The organism is Xanthobacter variabilis (genome assembly GCF_043831965.2).
Classification (GTDB): Bacteria; Pseudomonadota; Alphaproteobacteria; order Rhizobiales; family Xanthobacteraceae; genus Xanthobacter.
Genome location: NZ_CM195533.1, coordinates 1,605,073 through 1,625,090, shown reverse-complemented (window position 1 = coordinate 1,625,090; position 20,018 = coordinate 1,605,073). Strand labels below are relative to the sequence as shown.

Annotated in this window: 14 protein-coding genes; 7 read left to right on the top strand and 7 right to left on the bottom strand. The window is 69.8% G+C overall.

Annotation, left to right across the window (positions count from 1 at the left end; genetic code table 11):
- The first annotated feature begins 182 nt into the window (after positions 1-182).
- From V5F26_RS07135 to cydC, 3 genes are all read left to right on the top strand, one after another.
- Complete coding sequence (locus V5F26_RS07135) at positions 183-485, top strand: YARHG domain-containing protein (protein WP_394947023.1); 303 nt, start codon at positions 183-185, stop codon at positions 483-485.
- Between the two features lie 159 nt (positions 486-644).
- Positions 645-2,504, top strand: coding sequence for a thiol reductant ABC exporter subunit CydD (gene cydD / locus V5F26_RS07130; RefSeq protein ID WP_394947022.1), 1,860 nt, complete (start codon positions 645-647; stop codon positions 2,502-2,504).
- On the top strand, positions 2,501-4,213 hold the full coding sequence (gene cydC, locus V5F26_RS07125) for a thiol reductant ABC exporter subunit CydC (RefSeq protein ID WP_394947021.1): 1,713 nt from the start codon (positions 2,501-2,503) through the stop codon (positions 4,211-4,213). Before cydD ends, cydC begins: the two co-directional genes overlap by 4 nt.
- Positions 4,214-4,503: 290 nt before the next feature.
- Here the strand turns inward: cydC and V5F26_RS07120 are convergent, their stop codons facing one another.
- The 4 genes from V5F26_RS07120 to V5F26_RS07105 all read right to left on the bottom strand — a co-directional run bounded on the left by V5F26_RS07120 (position 4,504) and on the right by V5F26_RS07105 (position 8,736).
- On the bottom strand, positions 4,504-6,192 hold the full coding sequence (locus V5F26_RS07120) for an NAD+ synthase (RefSeq protein ID WP_394947020.1): 1,689 nt from the start codon (positions 6,190-6,192) through the stop codon (positions 4,504-4,506).
- A 40-nt stretch (positions 6,193-6,232) separates the two neighbouring features.
- On the bottom strand, positions 6,233-7,102 hold the full coding sequence (locus tag V5F26_RS07115) for a S49 family peptidase (protein ID WP_394947019.1): 870 nt from the start codon (positions 7,100-7,102) through the stop codon (positions 6,233-6,235).
- Positions 7,103-7,738: 636 nt separating this feature from the next.
- A complete protein-coding gene (locus tag V5F26_RS07110; RefSeq protein ID WP_394947018.1) occupies positions 7,739-8,512 on the bottom strand; it encodes a tRNA1(Val) (adenine(37)-N6)-methyltransferase in 774 nt (257 codons plus the stop codon).
- Entirely contained in the window at positions 8,509-8,736 is a 228-nt protein-coding gene (locus V5F26_RS07105) for a putative signal transducing protein (protein ID WP_234051637.1), read from the bottom strand. Before V5F26_RS07105 ends, V5F26_RS07110 begins: the two co-directional genes overlap by 4 nt.
- A gap of 139 nt (positions 8,737-8,875) precedes the next feature.
- Here V5F26_RS07105 and V5F26_RS07100 point away from each other — a divergent pair, with 139 nt between their 5' ends.
- On the top strand, positions 8,876-9,883 hold the full coding sequence (locus V5F26_RS07100) for a polyprenyl synthetase family protein (protein WP_394059072.1): 1,008 nt from the start codon (positions 8,876-8,878) through the stop codon (positions 9,881-9,883).
- A gap of 12 nt (positions 9,884-9,895) precedes the next feature.
- On the opposite strand, the gene V5F26_RS07095 is transcribed toward V5F26_RS07100, so the two are convergent.
- Together V5F26_RS07095 and V5F26_RS07090 are read right to left on the bottom strand one after the other, a co-directional pair.
- Positions 9,896-10,219: a YnfA family protein gene (locus V5F26_RS07095; RefSeq protein WP_394947017.1), complete on the bottom strand. Its 324-nt coding sequence runs from the start codon at positions 10,217-10,219 to the stop codon at positions 9,896-9,898.
- 1,042 nt (positions 10,220-11,261) lie between these two features.
- On the bottom strand, positions 11,262-12,131 hold the full coding sequence (locus V5F26_RS07090; RefSeq protein WP_394947016.1) for a 4-(cytidine 5'-diphospho)-2-C-methyl-D-erythritol kinase: 870 nt from the start codon (positions 12,129-12,131) through the stop codon (positions 11,262-11,264).
- A 298-nt stretch (positions 12,132-12,429) separates the two neighbouring features.
- Here V5F26_RS07090 and V5F26_RS07085 point away from each other — a divergent pair, with 298 nt between their 5' ends.
- The 3 genes from V5F26_RS07085 (at position 12,430) to V5F26_RS07075 (ending at position 18,866) form a co-directional block, all read left to right on the top strand.
- Complete coding sequence (locus tag V5F26_RS07085; protein ID WP_394947099.1) at positions 12,430-14,127, top strand: tetratricopeptide repeat protein; 1,698 nt, start codon at positions 12,430-12,432, stop codon at positions 14,125-14,127.
- 1,042 nt (positions 14,128-15,169) lie between these two features.
- The gene (locus V5F26_RS07080; protein ID WP_394947015.1) at positions 15,170-17,839 is read left to right on the top strand and encodes a DUF2339 domain-containing protein; all 2,670 of its coding nucleotides are present in this window, start codon (positions 15,170-15,172) and stop codon (positions 17,837-17,839) included.
- Positions 17,840-17,918: 79 nt separating this feature from the next.
- Complete coding sequence (locus V5F26_RS07075) at positions 17,919-18,866, top strand: LysR family transcriptional regulator (RefSeq protein WP_394947014.1); 948 nt, start codon at positions 17,919-17,921, stop codon at positions 18,864-18,866.
- Between the two features lie 574 nt (positions 18,867-19,440).
- Here V5F26_RS07075 and V5F26_RS07070 read toward each other — a convergent pair.
- On the bottom strand, positions 19,441-19,911 hold the full coding sequence (locus tag V5F26_RS07070) for a hypothetical protein (protein ID WP_234051644.1): 471 nt from the start codon (positions 19,909-19,911) through the stop codon (positions 19,441-19,443).
- Positions 19,912-20,018: the final 107 nt, after the last annotated feature.

Genomic DNA, 20,018 nt, shown 5'->3' with positions numbered 1-20,018 from the left:
ACGACATCATGCGACAGGGGCGTCTCCGCATAAAGTCGCATAAGGGACAGCACCCCTGCCCTTCCCGCCCTAGCCCCCAGCGCCGGGAACGCTTTCGCCTTCCCGGCCGCCACGGGCTTCGGCTAGTCTGTCCCCGCGTCATGATACCCAGCGGACAGCCGTCCCGGCGCGGGAGACCTGCAATGAGGATGCCCCGGAAGAGAGTGCTCGCCCTTCGTCCGGCATGGGCGGCGCTTGCCCTGTCGCTGGCGCCTGTGCTGGCGTCCGGGCCGGCGATGGCGCAGGAGCTGAGCCAATTATCCTGCCGCGCCCTGTGGTATCAGCGCAATGCCGTCTATGCCGAGCAAGGCCATTGCTTCAAGACGGCGGACGCCATCGCCACTTTTGGCGAGCGCTGCTATCCGCCCTATGGCCAGCTCACGCCCGAACAGCAGCGCTATGTGGACCAGGTGCGCTATTGGGAAGCCCGCAAGGGCTGCAAATGACGCCGGCCTGAGCCTTCCGACCCGCCTTCCGCAACGGGATTCGGGCGTTTCATCGCAGTGATGCGCGCCGGATTGTATGCTATCGCTCCCCGCATCCGAGGCATCCCCCGGCGGTGAGGACGCTCCTTGGCCGCGCGCCGATGTGCGCGGGCGGGGGTGATGGCTCCATTGCTTCCCCGGGAGCCCCCAACACGCCCCGCCGACAAGCGGGCACGTCGGCCCAGCGGAGGCAGCGCCATCACCACCTCTCCCGACACCGATCAGCGGCCGGACAAAAAGCGCCTGTCCGCTTTCCTCTCCCGCTTTCGCGGATCGGCCCGGCGCGATCTCAACGTCACCATGACGGCATCGGTGGCGACGGGCCTCATCATCATTCTCCAGGCCTTCCTGGTGGCGCGCATCCTGGATGGCGTGCTGTTCCAGGGTCGCCCGGCCCTCGCCTTTACGCCGGAGATCGCTGCGCTCGCCACCGCCATGGCGCTGCGCTTCGCCACCCAGTGGGCCACCGAGCGCTTCGGCTTCGCCGCCGCCGCGCGGGTGATGCGCGCCATGCGCGCCGCCCTGCTCGACCGCGTGGAGAAGATCGGCCCCGTGGGCCTTGCCGAACGCAGCACCGGCGAACTGGTGGCCGCCCTGGCCGAAGGCGTGAAGGCGGTGGAGCCCTTCTATTCCCGCTACATTCCCGCATCCGTCCTGGCGGTGGTGCTGCCGCTCGCCATCCTCGTCGTGGTGTTCCCCCTGGACTGGGTCTCCGGGCTCGTCTTCCTGTTCACGGCGCCGCTCATCCCGGTGTTCATGATCTTCATCGGCAAGGGGGCGGAGCGGCTCAACCAGAAGCAATGGCGCCGGCTGGCCCGCATGTCCGGACACCTGCTGGACGCGGTGCAGGGCCTGGCCACGCTGAAGGCCTTCAATGCCGCCGGCCGCATGGCGCGCCAGGTGGCGGATGTGGCGGACGGCTACCGGCGCGACACCATGGCGGTGCTGCGCATCGCCTTCCTCTCGTCCCTGGTGCTGGAATTCTTCGCCACGGTCTCCATCGCCATGGTGGCGGTGTTCATCGGCTTCCGGCTGCTTTGGGGCGAGATGGACTTCTTCACCGGCCTGTTCATCCTGCTGCTGGCGCCCGAATTCTACGCGCCCCTGCGCGCCATGGGCACCGCCTACCACGCGCGCATGGAGGCGCTGGGCGCCGCCGAGCGCATGGTGGCCCTGGAGGACGTGCCCGCTCTGGCCGAAACGGGCGGGGCCACCCCCCTGCCTTCGCCCAAGCGGATCGAGGTGCGGTTCGAGGATGTGCACCTCACCTTTCCCGATGGCCGCATGGCCCTCGATGGGGTGAGCTTCGCCCTGGCGCCTGGTGAAACCGTGGCCCTGGTGGGCCCTTCCGGCGCCGGCAAGTCCTCCCTCATCCACCTGCTGCTCGGCTTCGTGGCGCCCACCTCCGGCCGGGTGCTGGTGAATGGCGTGCCGCTGGCGGAGCTCGACCTTGCCCAATGGCGGCGTGCCATCGGCTATGTGCCCCAGCGTCCGCGCCTGTTCGCCGGCACGCTCGCCGCCAACATCGCCCCCGGCGAGGCCGCGCCCGATGCCGCGCGGCTTGAGGTGGCGGTGGCCGAGGCCGGCCTTGCGGACGTGGTGGCGGCCGTGCCCGGCGGGCTCCAGGGCCGTGTGGGCGAAGGTGGCGCCGGCCTCTCCGGCGGCGAGGCCCACCGCCTTTCCGTGGCGCGCGCCTTCTATCGCGACGCCCCCATGGTGGTGCTGGACGAGCCCACCGCCCATCTCGACAGCGAGAACGAGGCCAAGGTGGAAGCCGCCCTGGCCCGCCTTCTGCCGGGGCGCGGCGGGCTCATCGCCGCCCACCGGCTCTCCAGCATCTCCGGCGCCCACCGCATCGTGGTGCTGAACCGCGGCCGCATCGTCGAGGAGGGCGACGCCGCCACCCTCCTCGCCCAGGGCGGCCTTTATGCGCGCCTCGCCGCCGGTGGCGACGCCGATTTCTGGGAGGCGGCCCAATGAAGGACTTCCTGCGCCTTGTGGCGCTCATGCGACCCCAGGCCCTGTGGATGGGCGTCGCGGTGCTGCTCTCGGCCTTCGCGAGCCTCGCCCACATGGCGCTCATGGCCACTTCGGGCTGGTTCATCACCGCCATGGCGCTGGCGGGCGCGGCGGGCATCGCCATCGATGTTTTCGCGCCGGCGGCCTATATTCGCGGCTTCGCCATCGCCCGCACCCTCTCGCGCTACATCGAGCGTCTGGTGGGCCACCAGGCGACGCTGAAATTCGTGGCGAGCCTGCGCCCCTGGTTCTTCGTCCGCCTCACGCCCCTGGCCCCGGCTGCCTTGCAGGACCAGCGCAGCGGCGACCTGCTGGCCCGGCTGAAAGGCGATATCGACCGACTGGAATTCGCCTTCCTGCGGGTGATCTCGCCGGTGGCGGCCGCGCTCATCGTGCTGGCCGTGGGCCTGGCCTTCATCGCCGGGCATGATGAAGCCATGGCGCTGGCGGTGGCCGGCGCCGCGCTGTTCGCCGGCCTTGTGCTGCCACTTCTGGTGCAGCGGCTCGCCGCGCCCGCCGCCCGCGCCGTCACCGCCCATGGCGCGGAGCTGAACGCCGCCTTGGTGGACCACCTGGAAGGCCGCGCCGAGCTTGACATCTATGACCCGGACCGGCGCCACCGCGCCGCCGTGGACGCCACCTCCAACACCCTCATCGCCGCAGAGGGCCGGCTGGCCGGCATTGCGGGCTTTGCCGGCGCGGGGGTTGGCCTTGCGGCCCAGGCGGCCCTGCTGGCGGTCATCCTGATCGGCGCGCCGCGCGTGCTTGGCGGCAGCCTGCCGGGACCGGACCTGGTGATGCTGGCCCTGTTCTCCCTGGCTCTGTTCGAGGCGGTGGCGCCGCTGCCGCTGGCCTTCCAGACCCTGCCGGGAACGCTGGCCTCCGCCCGCCGCATCTTCGCCCTGGTGGACCGTCCCGCCCCGGTGGCCGAGCCCGCCGCGCCGAAGCCGGTGCCGGCCCGGGGTGCCCTTGCCTTCAGCCATGTCGGCCTCACCTATCCAGGCGCGCACGCGCCGGCGCTGGAGGATGTGAGCTTCACCCTGGAGCCGGGCCGGCGCATCGGCATCATCGGCGAGAGCGGCTCGGGCAAATCGAGCCTGGTCGCCCTGGCCCTGCGCTTCCGGGCGTCCGGCACCGGCGAGGTGCGTTTCGCGGACGACTCCGTCGCCGCCTATGACACCGATGCGCTGCGCGCCCGGCTCGCGGTGCTGGCGCAAGGCGACCACCTGTTCTCCGCCACCATTCGCGAGAACCTCGCCATTGCCGCGCCCGGCGCCGACGACGCGGCACTGAAGGGCGCCTGCGCCAAGGCGGGCATCCTCGCCTTCGTGGAGAGCCAGCCCGAGGGGCTCGACACCTTCGTCGGCGCCCATGGCGCGAAGGTTTCCGGCGGCGAAGCGCGACGCCTCGGCCTTGCCCGCGCCCTGCTGAAGGATGCGCCCATCCTCATTCTCGACGAGCCCACCGAGGGACTCGACACCGAGACCGAGCGGCGGGTGATGTCCGCCGTGCTGGAGGACACCGAGGGCCGTGCCCTGCTGCTGATCTCCCATCGCCGCGCCCGGCTCGACGCCATGGATGAGATCATCGTGATGGCGGAAGGGCGCATCACCGCGCGCGGCGCACCCGCGAGCATCCTGCGGGACCTCGACGGCGCACCAGCCCCCTGAGCCCCAGGGCGGGCATATTCCGTTGAGGAATGCGCATGCTGCGCCGGCTCATGTGGTAAAAATGATGAGCTGCGTGGCGAAAAAGGTTCACATCTACCGGGCAACGAGGGGTTGTAATGCAAATTGGGCGCACATCTCCTCCATCTTGGGGATGTTGCCCACGCCACATCCATGAGATGAAAAAAGCGCGCGAGGCGACCGGACGTTTCCAATCGCGCTCAGCCTGACGATCTTCCCCCGCGGATCGTCAGGCTGACGTTTTTTTGCCCCCCGGGGTAGGAAAATGGGCCTCAACCCTCATCCCGGAAGCGGTTTGTGATGGGATAGCGGCGGTCGCGGCCGAAATTGCGCGGCGTCACCTTCACGCCCGGTGCCGCCTGACGGCGCTTATATTCGGCAATGGTAAGAAGGCGCTCCACCCGCTTCACCACCGCCGGGTCAAACCCTTCCTCGATCACGCTTGCAACCGGCGCCTCCAGCTCCACCAGCCGGAACAAAATGGCATCCAGAATGGAGTAAGGCGGTAGGGAATCCTCGTCCTTCTGGTCCTCGCGCAGCTCGGCGGTGGGCGGCTTGTCGATGAGGCGGTCGGCGATCACCGTGCCGCCGGGGCCCAGCGCCCAGGCCGGCTTCCAGGCATTGCGCAGGCGGGAGAGGCGGAACACCTCGGTCTTGTACAGATCCTTGATGGGATTGTAGCCGCCATTCATGTCGCCATAGAGGGTGGCATAGCCGGTGGACATCTCGGATTTGTTGCCGGTGGTCACCACCATGCCGCCGAACTTGTTGGAAATGGACATCAACAAGGTGCCGCGCACCCGCGACTGAAGATTTTCCTCCGTCACGTCCCGTTCCCTGCCGGCGAACACGGGCTGAAGCACCGCCTCCAGCCCCTCCACGGCGGGGGCGATGGGCAGGGTGTCGTAGCGCACGCCCAGCGCATCGGCGACCGCCGCCGCGTCGGAAAGGCTCTCGCCGGAGGTGTATCGGTAGGGCAGCATGATGCAATGCACCCGTTCCGGCCCCAGCGCATCCACCGCCATGGCCGCGCACAGGGCGCTGTCGATGCCGCCGGAAAGACCGATCACCACGCCGGGGAAACGGTTCTTGTTCACATAGTCCTTCAGGCCCAGCACGCAGGCGGCATAATCGGCCCTGTCCTCCTCGGTGCGGTCGGTGATGCCGCCCTCGGTCATGGCCCAGCCGGTGGGCAGGCGCTCCCACCGGGTCACGCGCACCCGCTCCTCGAAGCTGGGGAACTGGAGCGCCAGGAAGCGATCGGCGTTGAGGCAGAAGGAGGCGCCGTCGAACACCAGTTCGTCCTGGCCGCCCACCTGGTTCACATAGAGCAGCGGCAGGCGGCTCTCCACCACCCGGGCCACCGCCACGTTCTCCCGTTCCTCATAGACCGAGCGGCGATAAGGCGAGCCATTGGGCACCAGCAGGATCTCGGCCCCGGTCTCGGCCAAGCACTCCACCACGTCCGGCCCCCAGATATCCTCGCAGACGGGCACGCCCAGGCGCACCCCCTTGAACGGGATCGGCCCCGGCATGGGGCCGGCGGCGAAGACGCGCTTCTCATCGAACACGCCGTAATTGGGCAGGTCGACCTTGTGGCGAACCGCGGAAATGCCGCCATTCTCCAGCAGCAGCACCGAATTATAGAGCTTGCCGCCCTCCACCCAGGGCGAGCCGATGAGCAGCGCCGGGCCCTCCACCGTTTCCGCTGCCAGCTCTTCCATGGCCTTGCGGCAGGCGGCCTGGAACGAAGGCTTCAGCACCAGGTCCTCCGGCGGATAGCCGGCGATGAAAAGTTCGGAGAACACCACGAGGTCGGCGCCGGAAAGCCGCGCCGCGTCGCGGGTGCGGCGGGCCAGCTCCAGGTTTCCGGAAACATCGCCCACGGTGGGGTTCAGCTGGGCGACGGCAATGAAGAGGGTGTTCGCGGGGGTGCTGGCGGGCGTGTTCATCGTGCTCATCTACCGGGCCGGCGGGAAGGGGGGAAAGGCAGGGGGGCGTTCACAGGCCGTAGCGGGCCCACAGGGCGCGCTCCTCGGCGGCGGCGACGGCACCGGCCGCCGCGTGATGGGCAAGGCTGGCCGAAAAGCCGCCGGAGCGGCGCAAAAAGAAGGGTTTCGGCGCCTCCATCAAGGGCGTCTGAACCTTTTCGCCATAGCGGGCGCGCAGGGTGGAGCGCACATCGCCCAACCCGTCGAGCAACCCCAGGCCGAGCGCCTGGGTGGCCAGCCAGAACTCGCCCGAGAACAGGGTGGCGTCATCCGCCGTCAACGTCACGCCCCGGCGCGAACGCACCAGATCCGCGAACACCACGTGCAGTTCCTTCAGCAGGGTGTCGAGCCGCTCCACATCCTCCGGGCGCTCCGGCTGGAAGGGATCGAGGGTCACCTTCCGCTCGCCGGCCGTGTAGACGCGCCGCTCGATGCCGAAGCGGGCAATGGCCTTGTCCAGACCGAAGCCAGCGCTCACCACGCCGATGGAGCCCACCACCGAGCACGGATCGGCGAAGATCTCGTCCGCAGCGCAGGCGATCATGTAGCCACCGGAGGCCGCCACATCCTCCACGAAGGCGAAGACGTGCTTCTCCTTCTCCTCCGCCAGCGCCCGGATGCGCTTGAAAATGAGGTGCGACTGCACCGGCGAGCCGCCGGGCGAATTGATGAGCAGCGCCACTGCCGGCGCCTCTTTCATCGCGAACGCCTTCTCCAGCGCCTTGGCGCAGCCCGCGAGGGTGAGCGAGGCGGAGAAGGGAGAGCTCATGCCGATGGCGCCGGAAAGGCGCACCACGGGCACCACCGGCGCCTCGGGGCGCCAGCTCTTGGGCAGAAGGGCGCGCAGGCGGCGCGGGAGGAGGGAGAGGGGATCGGCCATGCTTGAGATGTAAGCCGCGCGGGCGACGGCCTCAAGGCACCGCGAAGCCCGCCGCCAGGATCTTTCCAAAGACGCGCGGCACCCCCGCCGCGCCGGACGAGCCCGCAGGCGAGCCGGAGCCACGCAGAGCGCCCCGCCCTCGCTCAGCCCAAGCCCTGCCGACTTGTCTTGCCGCCGCCGATCCGTCTTGGCCCGGATGATCCGATCTCGCGCTGACAATCTATCCTAGCCCTGGAGATCCAGCCTTACCGTAGGGAATTATCCTAGCCGTGATGGTCAGTTCTAGCCCTGATGATCCCTCTGGCCACTGACGATCAGGCCGAACTCCGTCGATCCGTCCTGGCCCCAACGATCCGTCCTGGCCCCAACGATCCGTCCTGGCGGGGGCTATCGGCTCCGGCCTTGCCGATCATGCCCCGGCCACGCCCATCGATCTGGTACCGCCTATCGGTCCCCGCCGCGCATCAGTCTTGGCGCAGAGGCGACGCCCCGCGGGCCAAACCCCGTTCGTTGAACAAGGCTGGCGTCCAGCCAACCGGATTCGGGGATGGAGATCCTGGCCCGATCGTCGCCCCACAGGGCAACTCGCCCCAGCCGCCCGATGGCATGGCCAAGCGGCCGCGCGGCGCGCCCGCCTCAGCCCAGGCCCTGCGCATCCCGCAACACCGCCTCGGCGGCGGCGGTGGGGTGGCCGTGTGCATCGGCGAGCACCAGGCCGGGCAGGAGACGCGATGGGGTGCGCCGGCCCTTCACCGCCCGCACCAGCAGGCGCACCGCCGGCGCATCCGGCCGGGGATGAACCGCCAGAAGCTCCGCCGCGCCGAAGCGCCCGGCAAGCGCGTCGAGAATCGCCCCCAGCTCCTCCGGTCGGTGGATGAGACACAGCACGCCCCCCGGCGCGAGGCACCGATAGGCCGCCTTCACCCATGCCCCCAGCAGTTCCCCCGCCGCCATGTGGGCGCGGGCGCGGCCCGCATGGGGCGAGATCTGGTGCGCGGCATTCGCGTTGAAAGGCGGGTTCATCAGCACGAGGTCCGCCGCCCCCGGCTGAGGCTCCGCCGGTCCGGATGGACGGGCAAGGGTGAGCACATCCCCCGCCACGACGGTGCAGCGCGCCGCCCAGCCGTTGACGTCCACATTCTGAAGGGCCAGGGCCGCGAGGTCCGGATCGATCTCCACCAGCGTGCCGCGCGCCTGCGACACCCGCGCGAGGAAGGACAGCCCCGCCCCGCCCACGCCGGCTCCCAGGTCCACCATCGCGCGGCAGGCCTGCGGCGCAAGCGCCGCCAGCAGCACCGCATCATGCCCCACCCGATGGCCACGGGCCGGCTGCCGCAGCGCCACGCGGCCACCCAGAATGGCATCGCGGGTGACATCGGCGGGTGGATTTTTGCCCAAGGGGGGAATCATGGCGGATCCTGCAGGGCCGCGCCGAAGCCGGCCTCCATCAACAGGCGCCGGGCGCGGTCGGCATCCTCGTCCACCACCAGCAGGCGGCGGGGCAGAATACCGATGGAGCCTTCAAGGGCGCTGATATGCGCATCCGCGACCAAATGGCCGATTTCCGCCGCATCGAGCAGGGCTTCGATGGCGCCGAGCAACACCAAGTCATTGGTTCGCAGCAGCTCCCGCATCCTCACCCGCTCCCGCCTTGAACCCGCATCCATGTGGATGCGGCCCCTGCCCTTGGGGCCGAACTGTTGCGAACCCCTTGCGCCAAGCCCCTGGGCATCCCTATGGTGCGCCCGCAAGATTGACAAGCGGGGGCGTTTCTTGGCCATCGTTCTTCCGTTCGAGCCCAACGAGCCGTCCATTGACGCCCTGGTGCGTCTCGTGAAAGCGGACATGGAACGCGTGAACGCCGCCATTCTGGCGCGCACGGGCTCCGACGTGGCGATGATCCCGGAGGTGGCGAACCACCTCATCTCTTCCGGCGGCAAGCGGCTGCGGCCGATGCTGACGCTCGCCTGCGCCGCGCTCAGCGGCTATGAGGGCGACGGCCACATCAAGCTTTCCGCCTCGGTGGAGTTCATGCACACCGCCACCCTCCTCCACGACGACGTGGTGGACGAGAGCGACATGCGCCGGGGCAAGCTGGCCGCCCGCAAGCTGTGGGGCAACGAGGCCAGCGTGCTGGTGGGCGACTTCCTGCTGGGCCAGGCCTTCAAGATGATGGTGGAAGTGGGCTCGCTCACCTGCCTGGACATCCTGTCCAACGCCGCCAGCGTCATCGCCGAGGGCGAGGTGATGCAGCTCGCCGCCGCCAAGAACACCCAGACCTCGGAGGACGACTATCTGGCCGTCATCCGCGGCAAGACGGCCGAGCTGTTCGCCGCCGCCTGCGAGGTGGGCGCGGTGCTGGGCGAGCGGCCCAAGGCCGAGCAGGCCGCCTGCCGCTCCTACGGCATGAATCTCGGCATCGCCTTCCAGCTGGTGGACGACGCGCTGGACTATGGCGGCAGCCAGCAGAAGCTCGGCAAGAACGTGGGTGACGACTTCCGCGAGGGCAAGATCACCCTGCCCGTGCTGCTCGCCTTCCGCCGGGGGGACGAGAGCGAGCGCGGCTTCTGGCAGAAATGCCTGGAGCATGGCGACGTGACCGACGCGGACCTCAAGCAGGCCATTGCCCTGCTCATGAAGCACCGGGCGCTGGCCGACACGGTGGAGCGCGCCCGCCACTACGGCGCCATCGCCAAGGATGCGCTGGCCCTGTTCCCGGCAAGCCCGGCCAAGTCCGCTTTGTCGCAGGCCGTGGACTTCTGCCTCGCCCGCGCCCACTGAGCCCGCGCCGGCTCACGCTCCGCGCGGGCCGAACACGATGACGGCCGCGCCGGCGAGGCACAAAGCCGCGCCGGCCGCGTCCCAACGATCGGGCCGAACGCCTTCCACGGCCCACAGCCACGCCAGCGACGCCACGATGTAGATGCCGCCATAGGCCGCGAAGGCCCGCCCCGCCGCCGGCGCATCGACGAAGGTGAGCGCGACGGCGAAGGCGGAGAGGCTGGCAAGCCCCGGCAGCAGCCACCACGGCGACCCGCCATGGCGCGCCACATGCCAGAAGGCAAAGCAGCCGGCAATTTCGCCAAGAGCCGCGAACAGAAAAGCGGGCAAGGTCATGTCGTCCTCATGGGCGGTCGGGGCCTGCGGCGATCGCCGCTTCGAGCGACAAGGCTTCGGCCGGGCCGGGCAAGACGCCTGTTGTACCACCACCCCAGCCCTGTGGGACGCGGCCCGACACGCGCCCGCATACGCCCCTCCTGCGCATGCCCTTACGGCATGCCCCTTATCCCACGCGCCCTTATCCCACGCGCCCTTGGGGCCTCGCCCCGAACACGCACCGAGGATGGAGAACGGCACTGACGGCCTCCCCCACGCGGCCCCGGGGCCGCGCCCTTCGGGTGCCCCCAGCGCTGTGACCGCCTCTCCATGCGGAGGCCGCCCCTTTACCGTTAAGCCGTCGCGGATGAGCGGTGCGGATCGGCCCGCGCCATCATGGGCAGGATTGCGCGGCCCGCCCCGGCGATCCGGTACCCCAAGTCTTCGGGGCGCGAAGAATCCGGGCGCGAAGAAAGGGCCTCGACTCGATGTGCCTGCGACGATCTGCGCGCCGCGAAGGGAGAGGCCCATGCATGCCACCCAGATGCTCCCGATAGCGCCGCGTCGCCCATTCGCGGCCGAGCGCCCACAATGCAGAATAGAAAATCACGCCCGCGATATGCGCTTCAGCTCTTATGTGGACGCTGGAACAGGCTATCGATTTGCTTTTACAAGTTTCCGTAACGTAAATCACTTCCCGCTTCGCTGGGAAACGTTCCGGACCAGAGGGAAGGACCGCGAAGGCCATTGCGGGTTCAAAGCCGGAACCATCTCCGTGGGTCTCGGAGAGCGGGGCGCGCATGGTTCCTTGAATGAACATGCCTTTTGACATCCCGGCGCCCACCGCGCTCGGACACGCCCGATCTCTTGCCCCCCGGAGCGGCCGCCACTTAGGCGAAAGGGGAAACGCGCCCAACCCGTCGGATGGCGATCGCGCTCCGCCTGAAACGGCTTCTGCCCGGCTGCGGAGGAACAGGATCGCCCCAGCTTTCGCAGCGCGTAAGCCCGTCACCCCTCCCAGTCATCTCGGGCGAAGGCAATCTCCGGCGGAGACGCGGCCGCCTCAGCGCAGAACCGTGGATCGCACCCACCAGTCCGGGTGTGCGGCCGTCACCCGCCGGGCCAAAGCAACGGCGGAGCGGCAGCTCTGGGTGAGGGCGAAAACGGTGGCTCCCGAACCGGACATGCGCACCAGCAAGGCTTCGGGCAGGCTGGCCAGATGCTCCATCACATCCTGAATGCGCTGGGCCACCACACGGGCCGGCGGCTCCAGATCATTGGGTAGAGCGGCCAAGGCGGCGCGGAGCGCCCCGGCCTCGCGCGGGAGGGTGGCCGGATGCTCCGGCCCCGGCAGCACTTCCCCGGCACGCAGGCCCAGGGTGCGGAACACATCCGCCGTGGGCACCGCCACCCGGCAGTTCACGAGCACCGCTGGCAGAAGCGGCAGATCCAAAGGCGCGGACAGATCATGCCCGACGCCACGCATGATCCGCGCCCGGGGGTCGAGGCACACGGTCACGTCGGCGCCGGTGGCGCGGGCCGCCGCGAACAGGCGGGGATCATCGGCCGCGACACCGTTGAGACCGGCCAGAAGGCGCAGTGCGGCGGCCGCGTCGGACGAGCCCCCGCCCAGCCCCGCGGCCACGGGCAGGCGCTTCACCAGGCGGAAGGCGCCAAGCCTTGCACCGGCCACTTCCCGCGCGAAGGCGGATGCGGCCTTGAGCACCAGATTTTCCGCGTCGGGGCCCGCATCCACGGCTGTGGGGCCGGCCACGTCAAGCCCCAGCGGCGCTCCGGGATCGAGCGAAACGAGATCCGCCGCGCCTGCGAAGGCCACGAGACTCACAAGATCATGATACCCATCTGGCCGTCGGCCCGTGACCCTCAAGGTCAGGTTGATCTTGGCCGGAGCCTTGTCGACGAGCGGATGCATGGCCGCCCTTATGCCGCGCCGCAGGAGGGGCCGCAAGGTTCCGCCCATGCCGGAAGCGGACGACCCACGGGGCATTGGGGGGCGGCGGAACACCTTCCGCCGCCCCCTCGCCATAGCATCAAGACCGCGTGACGGCACGCAAACTTGCGGCGCACGCGGAAAGCGGCCATCCTCCCGCCATCTCGCCGCGCTTGAATAGCGCGTTGCAACGGCCGCACAGGCTCTTCAGGATTCTCGATCGGTGAAGATTCCCCGCCTCTCCTCCTCCGTGGCCCTGGCTGTCGGCCTTGCCGCGGTGATGCACCTTGCTTTGCCCGTCACGGCGCGCGCCGAGGCCCCGGCGGACCTGTCCGTGGATGAGGATCCCACCGTCTCGGGCAGCTACCTTGCCGCGCGCTTCGCCAGCTCCGAGCGCGATACGGACGCCGCGGTGACCTATCTGCGCAACCTGCTGCGCCTTGATTCGCGCAATGCGGAAGTGGTGGAGCGCACCTTCTTCGCCACCCTGGTGGACGGCCAGATGGACGAGGCCATGAAATTGGCCGAGCGTCTGGTGAAGGTGGACCGCACCCACCGCATCGCCCGCCTCGCCCTGGCGGTGAAGGCCATCAAGAAGAGCCAGTACCAGACCGCGCGAACCAACCTTTCCCTTTCGGTGCGCGGCCCCATCGGCGATCTCACCGCCACGCTGCTCGCCGCCTGGACCTTCTTCGGCTCTGGCAACACCAAGGGCGCGGTGGAGCTCATCGACCACCTGCAGGGGCCGGATTGGTATGCGCCGCTGAAGGCGCTGCATTCGGGCCTCATCCTCGACGCCGCCGGCAATCGTAAGGAAGCGGGCAAGCGCCTCGCGGAAGCGGTGAAGCTCGACCCCGGCTCCCTGCGCACGGCGGATGCCTATGCCCGCTGGCTGTCGCGCAACGAGGGCAAGGAACAGGCGGTCGCCGCCTTGGCCGAGTTCGAGAAGGCCATGCCGAACCACCCCATGGTGCTGGCGGAGATCAAGGAGCTGAAGGCCGGAAAGGCCCTTCCGCCCCTCGTCACCACCGCCCAGGAGGGGTCCGCCGAGGTGCTCTACGGCCTGGGCGCGACCCTGGGCCGGCAGGGCGGCGAGGATCTCGCGCTGGTCTATCTCCAGCTTGCCCACTGGCTCGACCCGCAGCACCCCTTCGCCACCCTCACCCTGGCCGACCTCTACGAGCAGCTGAAGCAGCCGCTCAAGGCCATCCAGGTCTATGAGAAGGTGCCGTCCACCTCGCCGCTGTGGAACAATGCGGAGGTGCAGCTCGCCCTCAATCTCGACGCGGTGGACAAGTCGGCCGAGGCGCGCAAGCACCTTCAGGAGCTGATCGCCGCCAATCCGAAGGATCTGGAAGCCATCGTGGCGCTGGGCCGCATCCAGCAGTCGCGCAAGATGTTCCCGGAGTGCGCGGGCACCTACAGCAAGGCCATCGACCTCGTTCCGAATCCGGACAAGGGCAACTGGGCGCTGTTCTACTTCCGCGGCATCTGCAACGAGCGCAGCAAGAACTGGCCGGCCGCCGAGGCTGACCTGAAGAAGGCGCTCATCCTCAATCCAGACCAGCCCCAGGTGCTGAACTATCTGGGCTATTCCTGGGTCGACCGGGGCGTGAACCTGGACGAGGGGCTGGACATGATCCGCAAGGCGGTCTCCCTGCGCCCGGACGACGGCCCCATCGTGGACAGCCTGGGCTGGGCCTATTACCGCCTCGGCCGCTATGACGACGCGGTGAACGAGCTGGAGCGGGCGGTGGAGCTGATGCCGCAGGATCCGGTCATCAACGACCATCTGGGCGATGCTTATTGGAAGGTCGGCCGCCCGCTGGAGGCCGGCTTCCAGTGGAACCACGCCCGCGACATGAAGCCCGAACCCGACGATCTCGCGAAGATTGAGAAGAAGATCCAGGGCGGTCTCGACACCGTGGACCAGCCTGCCCCCGTGCGCAAGGCCGAGGAAGACAAGAAGGCCAACTGAGCCTTCCACCCACAACGCGGCCCGCCTTGCGGCGGGCCTGCTGGGACTGGGTGCGGCCTGGGACTGGGTGCGACGTATCCCGGCCCGCGCCGCGTTCTCGCTTGCGGGCCGGTGCGGCCGGCCCCGCAGGCGGCAGGGGGAGGAAACAGCTCCCCACCACGACTCCACCGGCCCAGGGCTGAGGAAGCAAGCGCCTTGGTAGCGCGCATGCCCGTGCCACCGCTGAGAGCACCTCCCTCGAGCGCCCTCTCGCCCCGAGCGGCCCTCTCGCCTCGAGCGGTCCTTTCGTCCCAAGCGCCCCCTTCGTCCCAAGCGTCACTTGGGCGCCTTCAACTTCACCATATGGTTGAAGGGCACCGCCCCCCGCCCCGCGCCGACCATGACGGCGACGGAGCGCAGAGCGCTGCCGGGCGAAGAGCGGTAATTATCAGCGTTAACGGAGAGCGATGGCCCCGGGGGTCGATGCCGGTTCCGGACGCCCCCGCGGCACCCCTCCCCACTCCCCACTCCCCCAAGGCGCCCCCCTGCGCGCGGGATCCGGCCGGTCATCGGCGCGATGAGACCATCGCGCCGGCCCCATTTCCCGCTCAAGCTTTTGGAAACCGACCTATCGGCACCGTCCTGAGAAAGCGGGAGCCCGAGCGCCCCCCGGACAAGCGCCACGCACCGACAACGCGGCCGCCCTGGCAGGGGAGACCCGGCGCCACAGCCCCGACGCCTGCGTCGTGGCGAGACCGTGCTGGCAAGCGCCGTGCTGGCAAGACCGCAGCTGTGCGACTGCCCTGGTGCGCCCGTCCCGGCACGACGGTCCTTGTGCGACGGTCCTTGTGCGACGGTCCGGTGCGGCAGTCCTGGCAGGGGAGTCGCCGGGGACGTCCTGGTGGGGCTGCCCTGGCGCGGCTGTCCCAACACGACCGGCACGGCGCGACCAGCGCGGCAGACGTGTCCTGGCGTGGCGCCGTGCGGCGCGGTAGCTTGGCGCGAGGGCGAACACGAAAAGCCAAGGCGGAATGGGCGCGAGCCTCCGCAAGGATGAGATGGCATGGATGAATTGGCTTGGCTGGTGGTCGTGTTGCTCGCCTTTCCGGTCATGGCGCTGGTGGGCCTGATCCTCAGCCTCAAGCAGCGCAGCCGCCTGCGCCTGCTGGAAGCGCGGGTGGCGCAGCTCGAGGCAGCCATGGCCACACAAACCGTTGCGGAGCCGGTCATCCCCGAGCCGGCTCGCGCGGCACCGGTGCGCCAGCCATCCCCACCCGCGCCGGAGCAGGTGACAAGAGCCGCAAGGCCCCCTCGCGCGCGGCTTGGCACGCAGTGGAATCTCGGTCGGCTGCGGGAGAATTTCAGTGGGATCGAGGAGAAGATCGGCGCGCGATGGGCGGTCTGGGTGGGTGGTCTGGCCCTGGCGCTGGGCGGCGTGTTCCTGGTGCGCTTCGCCGTGGAGCAGAACCTGATCGGGCCCGCCGGACGCATCGGCCTTGGCCTTGCCCTCGCTTTGGCCTTGTTGGCAGCGGGTGAAGCCCTGCGGCGCCTCGACCTGCGGCAGAGCCCCGCCGCCACGCCGCCACAGGGGTGGCCCCAGGTTCCCGGCCTGCTCACCGCCATCGGCACCATGACCGCCTTCGGCAGCCTCTATGCGGCCCACGAGCTCTATCACCTCATCTCCCCTCCCGTGGCGGTGGCTCTTCTGGGGTTGACCGGCGCCGGCACCGTGCTGGCCGCGCTGCTGCACGGCCCGGCGCTGGCGGCCCTCGGCTTTGCCGGCGCGGCGGTGACCCCGTTCCTCGTCGGTTCGGACGAACCCAATGCCTGGGGCGTGGCGCTGCTCATCACCATGGTGGGGGCGGCGGCGCTGGTGGTGGCGCGCATCCGGCTGTGGCGGTGGTTCGCGGTGCTGGCGGTCGCGGGCATGGGGGCGTGGGGCTTCACGCTGCTGCTGTTCGCCGTGCCCCAGGCGGTGGCGGCCGCCGGCGCGCTCGCCTTGGCGCTGCTGGCGCTCACCGCCGGGCTGCTGACGCCGGACCATCTCCTGGGCCCACCGGGCGGCGAGCGGCCGGATCCCGTCGCCACATTGGGCGCTGCCCTGGCCCTCGCCATCGCCGCCTTCGCCGCGCAGCAGGGGGAAACGGCAGCGCTGCCGCTTCTCGTCTTCATCATCGCCGCACTTGGAGCCCTGGCGCTGGCGTGGCGCGCCCCGGCCGCCACCTTCGCCGCCTTGGCGGCGGCGCTGACGGCTCCGGTGATCCTTGCCGCCTGGGCGTTTCCGCCCCTGCCGGCCACCAGCATCGCCCCCGCCGGGCCGCTGGCGGGCGCGGTGCCGGAGCCGGCCCCGCTCGCCTTGGCCTCCTTCGCTCTCTATGGCTTCCTAATGGGGCTGCTGCTGGCGGGGATCGGCGTCGCGGGGGCTTGGCGCGCGCGGCGCGACCTGTTCGGGCTCGGGTGGGCGGCAGCGGGCACGGCCGGCCCCCTGCTGCTGCTGATCGCCGCCTACGGCCGCCTCACGGAGCTGGACCGAAGCCTGCCTTTCGCCGTTTTGGCCCTGGCGCTCGCCGCTTTGTTCACCGCCGCGTCCGAGGGTCTTTCCCGCCTTCGGCAATGGCCCGCCGCAGCCGCCTTCGCCACCGGCGGCGTGGTGAGCCTGGCCCTCGCCCTCGCCTTCGCTTTGGAGAAGGGGTGGCTGACGGTGGGGCTCGCCCTGGCCGCCCTGGGGGTCGCCTGGGCCTCCACGCAGCGCCCCCTGCCGGGCCTGCGGCAGCTCTCGGCGGGGCTGGGCCTCGTGGTGCTCGCGCGGGTGGGCTGGGACCCGACCATTGCCGGCACGGACCTCGGGACCCTGCCGATTCTCAACTGGCTGCTGTGGGGCTATGGGGTGCCCGCGCTCGCCTTCGCCGGCGCGGCGCGCCTGCTGGCGCGTGGGGGCGACGACTGGAGCCGGCGGGTGCTGGAAAGCCTCGCCTTGGTCTTCGCCATCCTGCTGGCGGCCCTGGAGGTGCGCCACCTCGCCCATGGCGGCGATGTCTTTGCCGCCGGAACCCGCCTGTTCGAGACCGGGCTGCTCGCCGCGCTCTACGGAACCTATGCGGTGGGGCTGTCGCGGCTTGCCACGGTGACGGGGCGCGCCTTCTACCGCCTGTTCGCGGATCTGGTGGCCGCGCTGGCGGCGGTCTGCGCCCTTGCGGCGCTGACGGCGGACAATCCATTCATGACCGGCCAGAGCGTCGGTGGCGTCGTATTCAATGACCTGCTCGTGGCCTATGCCCTGCCAGCCGGCCTCGCCTTGCTCTATGCGGCGGGCCTGCCGCCCGAGCGCCGGCGGCTGCGGCTCGGCGCCTCGGCCCTCGCGGTGGTGCTGGCGCTCGCTTATGCCACCTTCCAGGTCAGCCGCCTGTTCCAGGGGCCCGTCCTGTCGGCCGACCGCATCGGCGCCATGGAGTGGTATGCCTATTCCGCCACCTGGCTCGCCTTCGGCATCGTGCTGCTGGGCCTCGGCCTGTGGCAGGGCTCGCGCAGCCTGCGCCTGGCGTCAGCCGCGGTCACCATCGCCACCGTGCTCAAGGTGTTCATCTCCGACATGGCGGACCTTGAGGGCATGCTGCGCGCGGTGTCCTTCATCGGGCTCGGCGTGGTGCTGGTAGCCATGGGCTGGCTCTACCAGCGCCTGCTGGCCCATAAGGGAGAGCGCGGCGCTAGCCGGCGCGAGGACAGCGAAGAGTAAGCGCGCATTCATTCGCGCTTTCCGCGATGCAATGGCGTAATGTCACCGGCGTTCAGCAACCGGCACGGGTGCAACACGGATGATCGCCTGGGATGATTTCCGGCTGGTGCGGGCCATCGCCGAAACGGGCTCCCTCGCCGGCGCGGCGGAGCAGCTGGCGGTGAACCATTCCACCATCTTCCGGCGGCTTGGCGCCCTGGAAACGCATATCGGCACCCGCCTGTTCGACCGTTCCCGCTCCGGCTACGTGCCGACCCCCACCGGCGAGGAGATGGTGCGCCTGGCCGAGCGGATGGGCGAGGAAGTGGCGGCCGTGGAACGCCGCATCACCGGCCAGGATCTGCGGCCTTCGGGCGAGCTGCGGGTGACCACCAACGATTCCATGCTCATTCACCTGCTGACGCCGGTGTTCGCCAGCTTTCGGGAGGCCTATCCGGAAATCCGGCTGGAGGTGGTGGTCAGCAATTCATCCCTCAGCCTGTCCAAGCGCGACGCGGATGTGGCCATCCGCGCCAGCGACCGGCCCGGTGACGCCCTGGTGGGCCGCCGCATCGCCAGCATCGGCTGGGGGGTCTATGCCCGCCCGGACATGGTCCCCGGCGGCCGTCTGGAACCGGGCGAGCTGCGCCGGCACGACTGGATCGGCTTTTCCGACGCCCTCGGCGGCATCAAGCCGGCCAAATGGCTGCGGGAGCGGGTGGGCGAAGAAAGGCTGGTGTATCGCGTCAATTCAGTGCTCGGCCTTGCCGAGGCGGCGGCCGCCGGCATCGGGCTCACGGTGCTGCCCTGCTTCATCGGCGCCCGCACCCCCGGCCTGCGGCGCTTCCTCGGCCCCGAGCCGGAAATGGCATCGGGCCTCTGGCTGGTGACACACCCGGACATCCGAGCCACGGCCCGCGTCCGCGTGTTCATGGAACATGTGGGCCACGAGCTGCACCGCCAGCGCGCGCGCATCGAGGCGGAGGACGAGCCCTCATCCCCGGAGCTGCAGGCCGGCACGGGGCCAGCGGGGGAGCCAGCCCTTTAAGGTCGTCCGGAACGCCCTTCTCCGCAGCCCAATTGCCGCTGGGGAGACGGCCGAGACCGCCTCCTTAAGGCTCGCCCCTCAGGCCAGGACCGAGATCCGCAGCTTGCGCTTCCCGCGCGGCCGTTGGTCCTCCCCCAAATGACGACGCGCCGAGGCTAGGCGTCCAGCTCAGCGCGAGACGAAGCCGGAGCTGTTCCGCGCAAAGTGGGACAGGGGCGCCCGACAGCGCGCCACGCGGAACCCGGAGCTTTTTCGGGTGGGAGGGAGGCGACGTCCTGGGGCGGGGCAGGCCAACCCATCGCCTTAAGGCATCACCCCCGGGCCGGTGCCAGAGGACCGGGCGCTCTCAAATCGAGGCAGGAGCATCATTGTGGATCAGCGGGGTCCCGAAAGCGCGCCCATCGCGGCGGCGGAGCCGCGCGCAACCCGACCGGAGATCGGGACAGCGACGACGAGCGCCAGAAGGATGAATGTGAAACAGCGGCCTTCCGCGCCCACTGGGCGGGGCGCCCGTTCAGGCCCCCGTCCTCAGCTGCCAAAAGCCTCTCTCAGCAGAGGCTCATTTGGAAGAGACTCACTCCGCCGAGGCTTCCTGGGCGGCGGTGCGCGAACGGCTGCGGCGCGAGGCCACCTGAGGGCGGTCGCGCCCCGTCCGCTGGAAGTCACACCACATGGTCTGCACACCCGAGAGGGTGCCGCGGAAGCTGCCGGGCCCGGTTTTCACCACATCGAAGCACGGCTCGAAGCTCATGCCCTTCACGGCGCCACACACTGCGCCGCTGCGCACACGAAGGGTGTTGGCCGGCAGGCGCACAAAGCGGGCCGGCGCCTCGCGCAGGGAGATGATCCCGGCCACCGAGCCGTCAGCATTGACCCGCCCGGAGCCCTTGGAGCCCTCGAAGCAGGTGAAGGAGAAATCACGCCCGACAACGAACGCCCGCGCCTGTTCAGCGCTGAGCTGTTCCTCGGCCCGGGCGGCGGTGGTCAGCGCCGGCCCCGTCACGATGGTGGCGAAGCCGACAGCCGCAAGAAGAGTTTTGCGCATGGCTGGTTCGCTAAATGCTTGTCGTTTCAGCCGTCCACTTGCGCAGACCCGCCCCGGCACTGTCAAGGGCCAGCTCCGCCACCCGGCCCGGAAAACGCAATTCCCGA